This is a genomic window from Streptomyces sp. NPDC091387 (genome assembly GCF_044756945.1).
Lineage (GTDB): Bacteria > Actinomycetota > Actinomycetes > Streptomycetales > Streptomycetaceae > Streptomyces.
On sequence record NZ_JBIVTZ010000010.1, the window covers coordinates 252,723 to 268,397 of the forward strand.

At 72.7% G+C, this 15,675-nt stretch carries 11 protein-coding genes; 6 read left to right on the top strand and 5 right to left on the bottom strand.

Annotated features, from left to right (window positions below):
* Nucleotides 1-18: 18 nt before the first annotated feature.
* Both ACIQM0_RS22300 and ACIQM0_RS22305 read right to left on the bottom strand, forming a co-directional pair.
* Nucleotides 19-1,560 (bottom strand): peptidoglycan DD-metalloendopeptidase family protein, encoded by a 1,542-nt coding sequence (locus tag ACIQM0_RS22300; protein ID WP_401289247.1) that lies wholly within the window; start codon nucleotides 1,558-1,560, stop codon nucleotides 19-21.
* 272 nt (nucleotides 1,561-1,832) lie between these two features.
* Nucleotides 1,833-2,759: an esterase/lipase family protein gene (locus ACIQM0_RS22305; RefSeq protein WP_401289249.1), complete on the bottom strand. Its 927-nt coding sequence runs from the start codon at nucleotides 2,757-2,759 to the stop codon at nucleotides 1,833-1,835.
* 406 nt (nucleotides 2,760-3,165) lie between these two features.
* On the opposite strand from ACIQM0_RS22305, the gene ACIQM0_RS22310 reads away from it, so the two are divergent.
* The gene (locus ACIQM0_RS22310; RefSeq protein ID WP_145767369.1) at nucleotides 3,166-3,579 is read left to right on the top strand and encodes a cobalamin B12-binding domain-containing protein; all 414 of its coding nucleotides are present in this window, start codon (nucleotides 3,166-3,168) and stop codon (nucleotides 3,577-3,579) included.
* A 42-nt stretch (nucleotides 3,580-3,621) separates the two neighbouring features.
* On the opposite strand, the gene ACIQM0_RS22315 is transcribed toward ACIQM0_RS22310, so the two are convergent.
* Both ACIQM0_RS22315 and ACIQM0_RS22320 read right to left on the bottom strand, forming a co-directional pair.
* A complete protein-coding gene (locus ACIQM0_RS22315) occupies nucleotides 3,622-5,364 on the bottom strand; it encodes a DUF5691 domain-containing protein (RefSeq protein WP_401289253.1) in 1,743 nt (580 codons plus the stop codon).
* Nucleotides 5,365-5,381: 17 nt separating this feature from the next.
* Nucleotides 5,382-6,842, bottom strand: coding sequence for an SWIM zinc finger family protein (locus ACIQM0_RS22320; RefSeq protein ID WP_401289256.1), 1,461 nt, complete (start codon nucleotides 6,840-6,842; stop codon nucleotides 5,382-5,384).
* A gap of 116 nt (nucleotides 6,843-6,958) precedes the next feature.
* Between ACIQM0_RS22320 and ACIQM0_RS22325 the strand changes: the two genes are divergently transcribed.
* The 5 genes from ACIQM0_RS22325 to sucD all read left to right on the top strand — a co-directional run bounded on the left by ACIQM0_RS22325 (nucleotide 6,959) and on the right by sucD (nucleotide 14,082).
* Entirely contained in the window at nucleotides 6,959-8,071 is a 1,113-nt protein-coding gene (locus ACIQM0_RS22325; protein WP_401289259.1) for an AAA family ATPase, read from the top strand.
* Entirely contained in the window at nucleotides 8,068-10,473 is a 2,406-nt protein-coding gene (locus ACIQM0_RS22330; protein ID WP_401289262.1) for a DUF5682 family protein, read from the top strand. Before ACIQM0_RS22325 ends, ACIQM0_RS22330 begins: the two co-directional genes overlap by 4 nt.
* Nucleotides 10,470-11,744 (top strand): vWA domain-containing protein, encoded by a 1,275-nt coding sequence (locus ACIQM0_RS22335; protein ID WP_401289265.1) that lies wholly within the window; start codon nucleotides 10,470-10,472, stop codon nucleotides 11,742-11,744. Before ACIQM0_RS22330 ends, ACIQM0_RS22335 begins: the two co-directional genes overlap by 4 nt.
* 250 nt (nucleotides 11,745-11,994) lie before the next feature.
* The gene (gene sucC / locus ACIQM0_RS22340) at nucleotides 11,995-13,176 is read left to right on the top strand and encodes an ADP-forming succinate--CoA ligase subunit beta (RefSeq protein WP_363022171.1); all 1,182 of its coding nucleotides are present in this window, start codon (nucleotides 11,995-11,997) and stop codon (nucleotides 13,174-13,176) included.
* A gap of 21 nt (nucleotides 13,177-13,197) precedes the next feature.
* Nucleotides 13,198-14,082 carry a succinate--CoA ligase subunit alpha gene (gene sucD / locus ACIQM0_RS22345; RefSeq protein ID WP_401289267.1) on the top strand — a complete coding sequence of 295 codons (885 nt, stop codon included), beginning with the start codon at nucleotides 13,198-13,200 and terminating at the stop codon, nucleotides 14,080-14,082.
* A 113-nt stretch (nucleotides 14,083-14,195) separates the two neighbouring features.
* On the opposite strand, the gene ACIQM0_RS22350 is transcribed toward sucD, so the two are convergent.
* Nucleotides 14,196-15,602, bottom strand: a complete 1,407-nt coding sequence (locus ACIQM0_RS22350; protein ID WP_401289269.1) for a helix-turn-helix domain-containing protein — start codon at nucleotides 15,600-15,602, stop codon at nucleotides 14,196-14,198.
* Between the last annotated feature and the right edge of the window lie 73 nt (nucleotides 15,603-15,675).

Genomic DNA, 15,675 nt, shown 5'->3' on the forward strand with positions numbered 1-15,675 from the left:
CCGCCCGACCGGGGCGGCTCAGGTCGGGTCGACGTTGTGGCTGCGGAGCCAGGGCAGCGGGTCGATGGCCGCGCCGCCGCCGGGCCGCACCTCGAAGTGCATGTGCGGGCCGGTCGAGTTGCCGGAGCTCCCCGAGTACGCGATGACGTCACCGGCCTTGACCGGGCCCGAGCGGATCCGGGTGCTGCTGAGGTGGCAGTACCAGGTCTCGGTGCCGTCGGCCATCGTGACGATGGCCATGTTCCCGTACGCGGTGTTGTACTGCGTGTGAACGGTGCCGTCGGTCGCGGCCATCACCGGGGTGCCGTACTGGACGGGGAAGTCGATGCCCGTGTGCACGGACATCCAGTTGACGCCCGCCTGGCCGAAGTACGCGCTGAGACCGTGCTCCTTGACCGGAATGACGTACTTGGGGCGCAGGGCCTCCTTGCGGGCGGCCTCCTCGATGCGCTTCTTCTTCTCGGCGGCCTGCCGCTCCTTCAGGTCGATGCGCTCCTGGGTGCGGCTGGCGCGGTCGGCGAAGTTCTCCGCGTCGGCGCTGAGGTTGGCCAGCTGGGTGTCCAGCTTGTTGTTCGCGGCGACCGGCTTGACCGTGCCGGGGTCGGCGGCCGCCATCGTCGTCGTGTCGTCCTTCTTCTCCTCGCCGCCGCCCATGCCGCCCACGGAGGCGGCGGCGATACCGGCCACGCTCATCACACAGGCGGAGGGAACGGCGACGGTGAGGAGGGCGGAACGCCTCGCGGGCGAACGCCTGCGGCTGCGGCTGCCGCCACCGCGGGAGACCGGACGGCTCGCGGGGCGAGGGGAGTCGGCAGGGGCCGGGGACGGAGACGGGTCCGGTTCCGGGGGGTGGTCTTCGTGCGCCTCGTACGTCTCGTATGCGTCGTGCGCTTCGGACGGCTCGGGAGTCTCGTACGTCTCTTGCGTTTCGTACGGCTCGTGTATGTCGTGCGTCTCGTACGGCTCGTGCGTTTCGTACGGATGCTGCGCTGTCTGTTCGGGCTCGTGCGATGCCGTCACATCTTGCGGCGATTGATGTCCGTGCTCGGGCGTGGCGCCGGTGTTCCAGGCGGTGGCGTCGTATGCGCCGGAGTCGTAACCCGCCGTGTCGGTGCTTGACCACTGGCCGTTCGCGTACCAACCGGAGGTGTCCCACTGGCCGGACGAGTCCGCGGCGCCGCCCTGCGCCGGGATGTTCGCGCCGTAGGCGTCGGGCGCTGTCCAGGTGGTGGTGGTGGTGTCGTACTGCTGCGGGGCCGCGTCGTACTGCGGGGCCGCAGCGTACGGGGAGTACTGCTGAGGTTGGGGGGTGTAGGCCGCGTACGCGGCGGCGTGGTCGTACGCGGCGGTCCGGTGCGCGCCGGTGTCCCACTGGGTGGTGTCGTACTGGCCGCTGTAACCGGCCTGCCCGCTGTCGTACGGGGTGGTGTAACCGGGCGTGGTGTCGTACGAACCGTCGTAGTCGTCGGGGAGGGAGCCGAAGAGCGGGTCGTTGTCGAAACCGCCCGTGGAGTGGCTGTCGTATCCGACGTACCCGGCGTGGGGGTGCTGGTCGTTCACCAACTTCTCTCTCGCCTCGGCAGCAGGACCTGTGTCCGGGGTCCGTGGGGGGACTCCGGAGGGGAAAGCAGTGGCCGCGACTGTACCCGGCGGTATGCGACGCCGACAATCTTCCACGGCTGGTGAGCGCTCAGGAATCGGGCAATCGGCCGTCTTTCGACGGACCACTCACACAGCCTTGGCTCTATGTTCGAAACTCGTTCTATTTCGGGACGGAAAAGGTCGTTGGCCGGACCGGCCGGACGGGGCGCGGCCTCCGGAATCCGGCGGGCTCAGGCCACTGACGCGGCACCACTGGCCCCCCGGGCCGTCTCGTGCGCGTCGAGCGCCTGGCGGATCCGGGCGGCCACGGCCGGGTGCACGGGCAGCGCGAGATGGCCGATCCCGCTGACGCGCACGTTCGTCACGTCGAGGTCGGTGTGGTCGATGCGGGCCGCCTCGGCGGGGACGATCACCTGGTCCAGCTCGCTCCAGAAGCTGACGAACCGGGTGCGGCAGCCGGGCGCGGGCAGCCGCAGCTCCTCGATCGGGGCCGATCCGCTGCGCATCTGGCGCACGATCGGGTGAGCACTGGCCAGCGGGGCGACAGCGGTGCCGGCGTGCGGTGTGCCGAGCGTGACCAGGGTGCGGACCCGCCGGTCACCGCCGAGTCGCTGTACGTAGTAGCGCGCTATCAGGCCGCCCAGGCTGTGCCCGACGATGTCGACCTCGCCGTGTTCGGTGCGGGCGCAGATCTCCTCGATGTGGCGGCCGAGCAGCTCGGCGGCTGTGCGGATGTCGCAGGTCAGCGGGGAGTAGTTGAGCGACTCCAGATGACGCCAGCCGTGCCGGGCGAGAGAGCGGCGCAGCAGGACGAAGACGGAGCGGTTGTCGATGAATCCGTGCAGGAGCACGACCGGCGGCCGGTCCGTGTGCGCGGTGTTGCCGGCGGTTCCTGCGCTCCCAGGGTTCTTGGCGTTCCTGGCGTTCCTGGTGGTTCCTGTGGGCAGGGCGGTGGTCCCGGACGGTGCGGGGATCCGGCCGTCCGCCGGGCGTGCCGGGGTGCGCCGCTCGCCCGCGATGCCGGTGGGGTAGAGCAGCGCGTGTCCGGCGAGCACCACGAGTTCCAGTGCGGTCGCTCTCAGCAGTGCGGACGACAGCCAGGCGTTGCGCGGACAGGGCTGACGCAGAAGTAGAGGAAGAAAGGGCAGGGCCTTCATGGTCGACCTCCTGCTCCGGCACCCGGGGAGAGGCGGCTCCTGCCCCGTATGCCCTCATGGGGTGCCGTATCGGAGGTCCGGGCGGCAGTTTCACCGTCCGGGACCCGCCGCCCGCCGTGCCTTCCGGATCACCTTCGGTGACCGGCCGGCGGGCGGTCGGTGAGCCGTACCACCGTGCCGTGCGGCTGACGGCGCGGTGGTACGACGACCTTGTGCGGCTCCCCCGGCGGCCTGCCCCGCACGGCAGGTGTGCCGCGTGCTGCGGGAGACGGCGCCCAGTGAACATGTCCCACGTGTGATTTCCCCCTCCCCGCCCACCGCGAAACAGCGGCTTGCGGGATGCTGTGGATAACGTTCGTTCACATCCCCGGCTCTTCAGGGACGGGAGACGCATGTGGAGGCAGTGATGGGTGTGACCGGTCCGATCCGAGTGGTGGTGGCCAAGCCGGGCCTCGACGGCCATGACCGCGGGGCCAAGGTGATCGCGCGGGCACTGCGCGACGCCGGCATGGAAGTCATTTACACCGGGCTCCACCAGACGCCCGAGCAGATCGTGGACACCGCGATCCAGGAGGATGCCGACGCGATCGGCCTCTCGATCCTCTCCGGCGCGCACAACACGCTCTTCGCGAAGGTGATCGCCCTGTTGAAGGAGCGCGAGGCGGAGGACATCAAGGTCTTCGGCGGCGGCATCATCCCGGAGGCGGACATCGCACCGCTCAAGGAGCAGGGAGTCGCGGAGATCTTCACCCCGGGCGCGACGACGGTCGAGATCGTCGCCTGGGTCAACGCGAACGTCCGCCAGCCGGCGGAAGCCTGATCCCGCGTTGTCCGTTTCTCCGTCTGTCCGTCTCACCTGCATTCACCGGGCCGGTGTCAGTTCGGCGTCCATCGCCGCGCGGAGCCGCAGGGTGGAGACCAGCCGCTGGAACGCCTCCGACCAGTAGCCGTTCGCGCCGGGGGAGGCGTCCGCCGGCTCGTCGGGAGTCGTGGTGAGGACTTCCAGGCGGTCCGCCTCCGCCGGATTCAGGCAGCGCTCCGCGAGGCCCATCACTCCGCTGAAGCTCCACGGATAGCTGCCGGCGTCCCGGGCGATGTCGAGGGCGTCGACGACGGAGCGGCCGAGCGGCTCCGCCCAGGGGGTCGGGCAGACCCCCAGCAGCTGGAACGCCTCCGACAGGCCGTGCGCGGCGATGAACTCGGCGACCCAGCCGGCCCGTTCGGCGGCGGGCAGCACGATCAGCAGCTTCGACCGTTCGGCGAGCGACGCCGTACCGGGGCCGTTCGACGGGGGTGTCGAGGGGGAGCCGAGCAGCGCCCGCGCCCACTCCGGGTCCCGCTGCCGGACGGCGGCCCGGCACCAAGCCGCGTGGAGTTCCTCGCTCCAGCCGTCGGCCACGGGGAGCGCGACGATCTCCCGCGCCTCGCGGCCGCCGAACCGCGCCGGCCAGATCGCGAGCGGGGACGACTCCACCAGCTGGCCGAGCCACCACGACCGTTCGCCCCGCCCGGACGGCGGGAGCGCCACCACACCGTCGCGCTCCATCGCCGCGTCGCATTCGTGCGGCGCCTCCACGGCCACGGACGGTCCGCTGCCGGTGAGACCGGGGCTCACGCAGGACAGGGCGCGGTCCGCCATCCGGCGGGCGAGCGCCGATTCGGGAAGTGCGGAGAGCAGCTCGGCGGCCGTCGCACGGACATTGCGGCTGCGGTCGGCGAGGGCCTGCTCCAGGAAGGCCTCGTCGGCGCCGCAGAGCCCGGTGCGCAGGGAGTCGACGAACATCAACCGGTCCTCGGCCCGCTCGGTGGCCCAGGTGGTGGCGAGCAGCGCGAGAGCGGCGCCCGCCTCGTGCGCGCGTACCGCGGTGAGCAGGGCGACCCGTTCGGCGAACAGGCCTTCCTCCCACAGCCGGCGGACCGCTTCCGGGTCGGTCACGTCCGGCAGCAGTGAGGTGCCGGACGAGCCGCGCAGCGCGAACTTCCACTCGGGGTTCAGCCCGGCCAGCCAGAGTCCGCGCGGCCCGGCGAACGCCAGGGCCTGCGGCCGCAGATCGGTCCGCGCGCGGGCCGCGTCGAGCAGGGCGGGCAGGGCCGCGTCCGGTGCCCGGTAGCCGTGCAGATTGGCGGTGGCCAGCCACTGCGGAATCAGTTCCGTCAGATCGGGAGCCGTGCCGCGTCTGCCGCCCGAACCGCTCGGTGCCGCCCGGTCCGCGAGCAGCCGCTCCAGCCGGCTCCGGGCAGCCGCGGGCAGGGGCGGCCGAGGGTCGGCGGGTGCGGGATCGGGCCGGGGAGCCGCAGGAGCGGGCAGCAGACCGGCCCGGCGCCGCACGGTGTGCAGGGCGGCCGCGTTCAGCAGCGCGGCCGCGGCGCCGTCCGGACCGGCAGGGGCCGGGACCCCGTCCGGGACCCCGCCCGGCTCGCCGGCCGGACCGGTGCCGGTGCCGGATGCCGTCGCGAGCGGGCGGCGGTCCGTGCCGAGCAGCGCCGAGGTGACGAGCTCCTCCCACGGCGTCGCGGTGAGCAGGCCGGCGGCGGGGACGGGCGTGGCGGTCGTGGTGGTCGCGGTGGTCGTGGTGGGCGTGACGGGTGTGGTGGTACGGGGCATCGCTCCTCCTCCAGGAGTCAGATGAGCGGCACGGTCTCGGCGTTGGCCGGCAGGGTGTGCGGATCGGCCGCTGTCGCGTCGTCGCCCTCGCGCGCGGCCGGCCAGGCCGCGAGCGGATCGAAGCCGCGGTGGCCGCACTCCCCGAAGACGGTGAGCGGGCCGCCGCCGGAGACCGCGACGAGCTTCCACAGCGCGGGCCGGGACAGCGCGGACGGGGCGACGGGCAGGGCCGAGTCCCCGTCCGCGTCAGCCAGTTGCCAGCCGCCCTCGGACGGCACGGGTATGACGTCGCGCAGCGTCACCGGCCAGGAGTCCAGCCAGGGGTCCTCGCCCAGGGCCCGCCCGTAGGCGGCGATGGCCCCGGCGACCGTGACACCCGGCGGCGGGCCGGCCGGCACCGGCGCCCCGAACTGCGGTCCGAACTGCGCCCCGAACTGCGGTCCGGGCTCGGCCCGTAGCTGTCCCGAGCCCCGACAGGGCGTGAGCTCGGCATCCAGCGTGGCGCCCACCGGCAGGGCATGAGCGGGGGAGCGGCCAGCGGCACCGAAGGACAGCAGCAGCGCCGTCCGGCCCGACTCCCTCCCGTACAGCCAGATGCGGCGAGCGACGATCTTGCCCTCGGGGGTGTCGTACTGGGCGAGGACCAGCCAGTGGTCACGGACCGGCACGTCCTCGGTGGTGACCGGCAGCCCGACCCGGGTACGGACCGTGGCGGCCAGCGCCGGCGGCAGCCGGTCGATGCCCAGCCAGCCCGTGTCCAGCAGATGCAGCAGCGCGCACTCCTCCAGCAGCCGCACCGGCCAGCCCGGCCCGGACGCCGGGATCGCGCCCAACTCCCGTACCCGACCCGCCAGACCGGGCGCCTGGGCGTCGACCATGCGGGCCGCCGTCTCCTCCCACAGCCCGTATCCCGACTGCTCGGCCGCGGCCAGACCGCCGCGCACCAGATCGGCCAGGCGCCGTTCCAACTCCGCTACCCCGCCGCCGATCCGCCCCGCCCGGCGCTCGGCCCGCCGCAGGGCGGCCGCAGGATCGGCGGGACCGGACGCAGGGCCCTCGGCCCCCTCCGACCGCTCCCTCACCTCCGCGGCCTCCGCCCGCCGGCGCCGGCCCTCCAGCCACTCACCGGCCCAGTCCGGCGGATCGGCCGCGGGCAGGGCCCCCTCGTCGGACGCCCGGAGCAGCAACAGGCCCAGCGCGTGCTTGCAGGGGAACTTCCGGCTGGGGCAACTGCACTTGTACGCGGGACCGGTGGTGTCGACCACCGTGCGGTACGGCTTGCTCCCGCTCCCCCTGCACAGCCCCCACACCGCACCCGGCCCGTCCCACCCGGTGTCCGACCACGGCCCGGCAGAACCGAGCTTGTTCCCCGCCTTGCGTGAAGCGTCGTCAGGAGCCAGGGCCAGGACCTGCTCCACCGTCCAGCGCACCGCCGGAGCGGCGGCGCTCAAGGGTTCTCCCCCGTCAGTCAGCAGCATGGATACGACGGTAGGCCGCACCACTGACAACTGCTCCGACCTGCGGGAACGCCGATTGTCAGTGCCATGGTGCACCGTGGGAACCACATCGGGACGACCGATCTGGAGGGGGATCCATGACCGTGTCAGAAACCACCACAGCCGTGGGCGCCGAGGCGCTGCGCCCGCACGCCGAGGACGCCTTCGCCGACGAGCTGAAGGCGCTCGCGGCCGCTGACGACCGCCCGCGGCCCGCCCGTTGGCGGCTGTCGCCCTGGGCCGTCGCCACGTACCTGCTCGGTGGCACCCTGTCCGACGGCACGGTGATCACACCCAAGTACGTGGGCCCGCGCCGCCTCGTGGAGGTCGCCGTCACCACGCTCGCCACCGACCGGGCGCTGCTGCTCCTCGGCGTGCCCGGCACCGCCAAGACCTGGGTGTCCGAGCACCTCGCGGCCGCCGTCAGCGGAGACTCGACGCTCCTCGTCCAGGGCACGGCGGGCACACCTGAGGAGGCGGTCCGCTACGGGTGGAACTACGCGGAGCTGCTCGCGCACGGCCCCAGCCGCGCCGCGCTGGTGCCCAGCCCGCTGATGCGCGCCATGTCCGAGGGCATGACCGCGCGGATCGAGGAGCTCACCCGCATGCCCGCGGATGTGCAGGACTCACTGATCACCATCCTGTCCGAGAAGACGCTGCCGCTGCCCGAGCTGGGCCAGGAGGTCCAGGCGGTCCGCGGCTTCAACGTCATCGCCACGGCCAACGACCGCGACCGCGGGGTCAACGAGCTCTCCAGCGCCCTGCGCCGCCGGTTCAACACGGTGGTCCTGCCGCTGCCCGCTACCCCGGAGGCGGAGGTCGACATCGTCTCCCGGCGCGTCGACCAGGTCGGCCGCTCGCTCGACCTGCCGCCCGCGCCCGACGGCCTCGCGGAGATCCGCCGCGTGGTCACCGTCTTCCGTGAACTGCGGGACGGAGTCACCACCGACGGCCGCACCAAGCTCAAGTCGCCCTCGGGGACGCTGTCCACGGCCGAGGCCATCTCCGTCGTCACCAACGGTCTGGCACTCGCCGCCCACTTCGGCGACGGGGTGCTGCGCGCGGGGGACGTTGCGGCCGGCATCCTCGGCGCGGTCGTCCGGGACCCGGCCGCCGACCGAGTGGTCTGGCAGGAGTACCTGGAGACCGTGGTGCGCGAGCGGGACGGCTGGAAGGACTTCTACCGCGCCTGCCGTGAGGCCTCCGCATGACCGGCGTCCCGGGCCCCGGCGGGCCGCTGCTGCTGGGGGTGCGGCACCACGGCCCCGGCTCGGCCCGCGCCGTCGGCGCCGCACTGGAGGCCACCCGTCCGCGGGCGGTGCTCATCGAGGGCCCGCCCGAGGGCGACGCGCTGCTGCCGCTCGCCGCCGACGAGCAGATGCGGCCGCCCGTCGCCCTGCTCGCCCACGCGGTGGGTGACCCCGGACGGGCCGCGTTCTGGCCGCTCGCCGAGTTCTCGCCCGAGTGGGTCGCGATCCGCTGGGCCCTCGCGCACGGCGTCCCGGTCCGCTTCATCGACCTGCCGGCCGCCCACTCGCTGGCCATGGCGGAGGAAGAGGAGCGCCGGGACCCGGCGGAACAGGCCGGGGAGGCGGACCCCCCGCCCGCCCCGGTCGACCCCATCGGGGTCCTGGCCGAGGCCGCGGGCTACGACGACCCCGAGCGCTGGTGGGAGGACGTCGTCGAACACCGCGCCCACGACGGCGGCCCCGGCGACCCGTTGGCGGCCTTCGCCGCGCTGGGCGAGGCGATGACCGCGTTGCGCGAGGTGTACGGGGACGGCGGCCACCCCAGGGACGCGGTCCGCGAGGCGTACATGCGGATCCAGGTGCGGACGGCGCGCAAGGAGTTCGGCGACGACTTCGCCGTCGTCTGCGGTGCCTGGCACGTGCCCGCGCTCCGAGCGAGGACCACACTCGCCGCCGACCGGGCCCTCCTCAAGGGCCTGCCCAAGGTCAAGGCCGAGCTGACCTGGGTGCCCTGGACCCACCACCGGCTCGCCCGGCACAGCGGATACGGGGCGGGGATCGACTCACCCGGCTGGTACGCGCACCTCTTCGCCTCCCCGGACCGCCCGGTCGAACGCTGGATGACGAAGGTCGCCGGACTCCTGCGCGACGAGGACCGGTTCGTCTCCTCTGCCCATGTCATCGAGGCCGTCCGGCTCGCCGCGACCCTCGCCGCCATGCGCGGCCGGCCACTCGCCGGCCTGAGCGAGGCGACCGACGCCGTCCGGGCCGTGATGTGCGACGGCTCCGACGTACCGCTGGCCCTCGTCCGGGACCGGCTGATCGTCGGCGGGACACTCGGAGAGGTGCCGGACACCGCCCCCGCCGTGCCGCTCCAGCGCGACCTCACCCGCCGGCAGCGCACCCTGCGGCTCAAACCGGAGGCGTCGGAACGGGACATGGAGCTCGACCTCCGCAAGGACACCGACGCCGCCCGCAGCCGGCTGCTGCACCGGCTGCGGATCCTCGGCGTCGGCTGGGGCGAACCCGCGGCGGGCCGGGGGAGCACCGGCACCTTCCGGGAGAGCTGGCGGCTGCGCTGGGAGCCGGAGCTGTACGTACGCGTCGCGGAGGCGGGCGTATGGGGCACCACCGTGCTCTCCGCCGCGACCGCCCGCGCCGAGTCGGACGCCCTCGCGGCCACCACCCTCGCCGAGGTCACCTCCCTCGCGGAACGGTGTCTGCTGGCCGAACTGCCCGAGGCGCTGCCCGTCGTGATGCGGGTGCTCGCCGACCGCGCCGCCCTCGACACGGACGTCGGCCACCTCGCCGACGCCCTGCCGTCCCTGGCCCGGACGCTGCGCTACGGGGACGTCCGGTCCACGGACACCGCGGCGCTCGGTGAGGTCGCGGCCGGGCTCGCGGAGCGGATCTGCGTCGGACTGCCCCCCGCCTGCACCGGACTCGACGCCGACGGGGCCGCCGCACTGCGCCGCCGGGTCGACGGCGTCCACACCGCGATCGGCCTGCTCGCCGGCGCCGTACCGGCGAACGCGGACGGGCTGCGCGAACGCTGGAGGGCGGTGCTGCACAAGCTCGCCGCCCGGGACACCGTCGCAGGCGTCATCCGGGGCCGGGCCGCCCGGCTGCTGCTCGACGACGGCCACCTCGAACAGGACGACGCGGCCCGGCTGATGGGCCTGGCCCTGTCACCCGGCACACCGCCCGCCGACGCCGCCGCGTGGATCGAGGGCTTCGTCGGCGGGGCGGCCGGTGGCGGCATGCTCCTGGTCCACGACGAGAGGCTGCTCGCCCTGGTCGACTCCTGGCTGTCCGGGGTCTCCCCGGACACCTTCACCGACGTGCTGCCGCTGCTGCGCCGCACCTTCTCGGCGTACGAATCCGGCGTCCGGCGCACGCTGGGCGAGCTCGTCCGGCGCGGCCCGGCCGCCGGGAGAACGGCCGCGGGCGCGGGCGGGGTCCCGGGCGGCGGGGCGACGGCACCCGGATTCGGCCCCGTGCTGGACGGGCCGCGGGCGGACGCGGTGCTGCCGGTGCTGCGCCTGCTGCTGGGCCTGGACGCGGATGCCGATGCGGATGTGTCCGCGGACGCGTCCGCGGAGAGACACGACACCACCGAGGAACCGCTGGGGGCAACGGGATGACGACGGACAGGGCCGCCAACTCGGCGGGGACGGCAACGGTGACGGCGACGGAGAAGACGGCCGGGACGGACGAGACCCCTCGGGCGCATGGCGCGGACAGCGGTGAACGGCTGCGGCGCTGGCGCATGGTGCTGGGCGCGGACAGCGCGGAGAGCACGGGCTGCGCCCTCACCGGACGCGACGCCGCGATGGACGGCGCACTGACCGCGCTGTACGAGGGCGGGGGCAGACAGCCCGGCGGCCGGGGCGGCAGTGGGCGTTCGGCCGGACTGGGTGCCTCCGCGCCCTCCGTGGCCCGCTGGCTCGGGGACATCCGTACGTACTTCCCCAGCTCCGTCGTCCAGGTCATGCAGCGTGACGCCATCGACCGGCTCGGCCTCTCCGCGCTCCTGCTCGAACCGGAGATGCTGGAGGCAGTCGAGGCGGACGTCCATCTCGTCGGCACCCTGCTCTCGCTCAACAAGGTCATGCCGGAGACGACGAAGGAGACCGCGAGAGCCGTCGTCCGCAAGGTCGTCGAGAAGCTGGAGAGCCGGCTCACCACCCGCACCCGGGCGGCGCTCACGGGGGCGCTGGACCGCTCGGCGAAGGTCAGCCGGCCGCGGCACCACGACATCGACTGGAACCGGACCATCCGGGCCAACCTCAAGAACTATCTGACGCTCCCCGGCGAGGACGGGGCCGGCACGATCGTGCCGGAGCGGCTCATCGGCTACGGGCGCGCGGCGCAGTCCGTGAAGAAGGACGTCATCCTCTGCATCGACCAGTCCGGCTCGATGGCGGCCTCCGTGGTGTACGCCTCGGTCTTCGGCGCCGTACTCGCCTCCATGCGCGCCCTGCGGACCAGACTCGTCGTCTTCGACACGGCGGTCGTCGACCTCACCGACCAGCTCGACGACCCGGTGGACGTGCTCTTCGGCACCCAGCTCGGCGGCGGCACCGACATCAACCGCGCGCTCGCCTACTGCCAGTCCAGGATCACCCGCCCCGCGGACACCGTCGTCGTGCTCATCAGCGATCTGTACGAGGGCGGCATCCGCAACGAGATGCTGAAGCGGGTCGCCGCGATGAAGGCGTCCGGAGTGCAGTTCGTGACCCTGCTCGCCCTCTCCGACGAGGGCGCACCCGCCTACGACCGCGACCACGCGACGGCACTCGCCGCGCTCGGCGCCCCCGCCTTCGCCTGCACGCCGGACCTCTTTCCTGAGGTGATGGCCGCGGCGATCGAGAAGCGGCCACTGCCCGTGCCGGACAGGGAGGCCCAAGGGTGACGGGCCGCCGTGCCCGCGCCGATTTGTCCACTGCGGCCCGGCCACCAGCGCGGTCTGTGACCGTAATCACCGCCCAGGGGGGATCTGCGATTTAGGGTCCTGCGGGGCGCGGGGATAACCTGCGAGATGGACATGCCGCGTATTCGGTCACCGTGTGCGCCTTCCTAGTGACAGAGCAGTCACGTTGCCCCTCGCGGCACGCCCACGCAGAAAACCAACCGCGAGACCATTTGATAAGGGACGGACGCGCGTGGACCTGTTCGAGTACCAGGCGAGGGACCTCTTCGCCAAGCACGGTGTACCGGTGCTGGCCGGTGAAGTGATCGACACGCCTGAGGCAGCCCGCGAGGCGACCGAGCGGCTGGGCGGCAAGTCGGTCGTCAAGGCACAGGTGAAGGTCGGTGGCCGAGGCAAGGCCGGCGGCGTCAAGCTGGCCGCCAACCCCGACGAGGCGGTCGCTCGCGCGACCGACATTCTCGGCATGGACATCAAGGGCCACACGGTCCACAAGGTGATGATCGCCGAGCTGTCCCCGGAGATCGAGGCGGAGTACTACGTCTCGTACCTCCTCGACCGGACCAACCGCACCTTCCTGGCCATGGCCTCGGTGCAGGGCGGCATGGACATCGAGGAGGTCGCGGAGAAGTCTCCCGAGGCCCTCGCGAAGGTCCCGGTCAACGCTGTCGACGGGGTCGACATCGTCAAGGCCCGCGAGATCGTGGCCCAGGCGAAGTTCCCGGCCGACGTGGCCGAGGGTGTCGCCGAGGCCCTGGTGACCCTGTGGGACACCTTCGTCGCCGAGGACGCCCTCCTCGTCGAGGTCAACCCGCTGGTGAAGACCAAGGACGGGCGCATCCTGGCCCTGGACGGAAAGGTGTCTCTCGACGAGAACGCCGACTTCCGCCAGCCCGGCCACGAGGCGCTCGAGGACAAGGACGCGGCCAACCCGCTCGAGGCCGCCGCCAAGGCCAAGAACCTCAACTACGTCAAGCTCGACGGCGAGGTCGGCATCATCGGTAACGGTGCCGGTCTGGTCATGTCGACCCTGGACGTCGTCGCGTACGCCGGTGAGAACCACGGCAACGTGAAGCCCGCCAACTTCCTCGACATCGGTGGCGGCGCCTCCGCAGAGGTCATGGCGAACGGCCTCGAGATCATCCTCGGCGACCCGGACGTCAAGTCCGTGTTCGTCAACGTCTTCGGCGGCATCACCGCCTGCGACGAGGTCGCCAACGGCATCGTCCAGGCGCTCGAGCTGCTCAAGACCAAGGGCGAAGCGGTCACCAAGCCGCTCGTCGTGCGTCTCGACGGCAACAACGCGGAACTGGGTCGCAAGATCCTTTCCGACGCCAACCACCCGCTGGTCCAGCGCGTGGACACCATGGACGGCGCGGCCGACAAGGCCGCCGAGCTCGCCGCGGCTGCGAAGTAAGGAAGAGGGACTCAGACCACCATGGCTATCTTCCTCACCAAGGACAGCAAGGTCATCGTCCAGGGGATGACCGGCGCGACGGGCATGAAGCACACCAAGCTCATGCTCGCCGACGGCACCAACATCGTCGGCGGCGTGAACCCGCGCAAGGCCGGCACCTCCGTCGACTTCGACGGCAGCGAGATCCCGGTCTTCGGTTCCGTCAAGGAAGCGATGGAGAAGACCGGCGCGAACGTGTCCGTCCTCTTCGTGCCGCCGGCCTTCTCCAAGGCCGCCGTCGTCGAGGCGATCGACGCCGAGATCCCCCTCGCCGTCGTGATCACCGAGGGCATCGCCGTTCACGACTCGGCCGCCTTCTGGGCGTACGCCGGCGCGAAGGGCAACAAGACCCGGATCATCGGTCCGAACTGCCCCGGCCTGATCACCCCCGGCCAGTCGAACGCCGGCATCATCCCGGGCGACATCACCAAGCCCGGTCGCATCGGTCTCGTGTCGAAGTCGGGCACGCTGACCTACCAGATGATGTACGAGCTCCGTGACATCGGCTTCTCGTCCGCCGTCGGCATCGGTGGCGACCCGGTCATCGGTACGACGCACATCGACGCCCTCGCGGCGTTCGAGGCCGACCCCGAGACCGACCTCATCGTCATGATCGGTGAGATCGGCGGCGACGCCGAGGAGCGTGCGGCGGACTTCATCGCGAAGAACGTCACCAAGCCGGTCGTCGGTTACGTCGCGGGCTTCACCGCCCCCGAGGGCAAGACCATGGGCCACGCCGGCGCCATCGTCTCCGGTTCCTCCGGCACCGCGCAGGCGAAGAAGGAGGCCCTTGAGGCCGCCGGCGTCAAGGTCGGCAAGACGCCGACCGAGACCGCCAAGCTGGCGCGCGAGATCCTCGGCGCCTGACGCCTCACCGCGTCGGAGCACCACCGCAGGACCGCGTCACCACGAGCAGCGAAGCGGGCCCGTACCCCCGGCCGGGGGTACGGGCCCGCTTCGCTGCGCTCACGGCCCCGGGCTCAGCCCACTCCGGGAACCAGCCGGGCCGGACCGTGCACCAGCTCGCCGCCGAGCTTCTTCTGGAGCTTCCTGTCCTGCGGCGTGAGCTTCTGCGGACCGCCGAGCGGCGGCACCCCGCCGACCCTCTGCGCGGGCGACTGGGGCGTCTCGTACTTCCTCGGGGCGGTGGCCAGGGTGATCAGCGTCAGGCCGATCAGCAGCACGGTGAACGCGACAGCCGCCCGCGCCCACAGCTGCGCCTTGCGCTCGCTGCCCGTACGGATCAGCTCCGGGACCGGCAGCGAGGACGCGGGCTGGGCGAGGGCGAGCGCCCCGAGGTGCTCGCGCAGCAGCGCGGACTGCTCGCCCGGTGTCGACGGCGCGGCGAGCTCGGGCACCCTCTCGCCGACTGCCGCCCGCGCGGTCATCAGCCGCCCCGCCGCCGCCGGGGTGCTCGCCTCCGTCTCCGCCGCCGTCTCCGGAAGCCCCAGCCCGACCCCGTCGTGGAGCAGCAGCGTGCGACGGTACGAGGGCGGCAGGGCCAGTAGCGCGTCGAGCAGCGCACGGGGGCCGGGCGCCTCGGGCGGCGGATCGGGGTGCCGGTGTTCGCGGCGGAGCCGGTGCCACGGCGACATCGCGTGCTCGTGGGCGGCCGCCCGTACCCACCCCGCCGGGTCCCGGTCCACGGCGACCTCGGGCCAGCGCTGCCAGGCGAGGTCGAAGGCCTTGCGGACGGCCTCGCGGGAGAGACCGCGGCGGCCGGTGAGCAGATAGGTCTGGCGGAACAGCGCGGCGGCGGTGTGCCGGTACAGGGTGTCGAACGCCTCGGCGGGCGAGGGCCCGGCCTCAGCCCCGGTCTCTGTCCCGGCCTCGGCCCCGGTCTCTGTCCCGGCCTCAGCCCCGGTCTCTGTCCCGGCCTCGGCCTCGGCTCCGGCCTCGGTCTCTGAACCACTCTCACTGCCGCTGGAAGGGGCCGCGGAGACTGCCTCAGGGACCTCAGGGACCTCAGGGACCTCAGGGACCTCGGCAAGCTCAGGGACCTCAGCGACCTCAGGGGGCTCGGTGGGCTCAGACGCGTCAACAGCCACAGCCTCACTTTTGGCAGCCCCAGCCACAGCCCCAGCATCAGCCACAGCCCTGGCCCCGGCATCCTTCGACCACATGTCCGGGGTGGCCGGTTTGACGGCATCGGCGGGCGGCGTGGACGGAGTGTCATCACCCGCTCCGATGAGCCGGGCGTACGCCTCGCGCTTGCGTCCGCGCGGACTGGTGCGGCCCGTCTCCCAGGCCCGGACCGTGGCCCGGGTTACCCCCACGGCCGCCGCGACCTGCTCCTCACTCAGCGACTTCGCCTCCCGCAGCCTGCGACGCTCCTTGGGCGACGGGAGCGGGTAGGCGGCTGCCGTGCCGGTCGTGCTCTGTGTCATGAGGGCTCTCCGCCCGGCCTGCACGGGGTGAAAAAGTACATAAACGTATATTGAGCGACACAGCGGTCATTCG

Excerpts from the sequence above, each read along its gene's own strand:
- ACIQM0_RS22305 (WP_401289249.1), bottom strand. The coding sequence starts at position 2,759 with ATGAAGGCCCTGCCCTTTCTTCCTCTACTTCTGCGTCAGCCCTGTCCG.
- ACIQM0_RS22315 (WP_401289253.1), bottom strand. The coding sequence starts at position 5,364 with ATGCCCCGTACCACCACACCCGTCACGCCCACCACGACCACCGCGACC.
- ACIQM0_RS22320 (WP_401289256.1), bottom strand. The coding sequence starts at position 6,842 with ATGCTGCTGACTGACGGGGGAGAACCCTTGAGCGCCGCCGCTCCGGCG.
- ACIQM0_RS22330 (WP_401289262.1), top strand. The coding sequence starts at position 8,068 with ATGACCGGCGTCCCGGGCCCCGGCGGGCCGCTGCTGCTGGGGGTGCGG.
- ACIQM0_RS22310 (WP_145767369.1), top strand. The coding sequence starts at position 3,166 with ATGGGTGTGACCGGTCCGATCCGAGTGGTGGTGGCCAAGCCGGGCCTC.
- sucD (WP_401289267.1), top strand. The coding sequence starts at position 13,198 with ATGGCTATCTTCCTCACCAAGGACAGCAAGGTCATCGTCCAGGGGATG.
- ACIQM0_RS22350 (WP_401289269.1), bottom strand. The coding sequence starts at position 15,602 with ATGACACAGAGCACGACCGGCACGGCAGCCGCCTACCCGCTCCCGTCG.
- ACIQM0_RS22325 (WP_401289259.1), top strand. The coding sequence starts at position 6,959 with ATGACCGTGTCAGAAACCACCACAGCCGTGGGCGCCGAGGCGCTGCGC.
- ACIQM0_RS22335 (WP_401289265.1), top strand. The coding sequence starts at position 10,470 with ATGACGACGGACAGGGCCGCCAACTCGGCGGGGACGGCAACGGTGACG.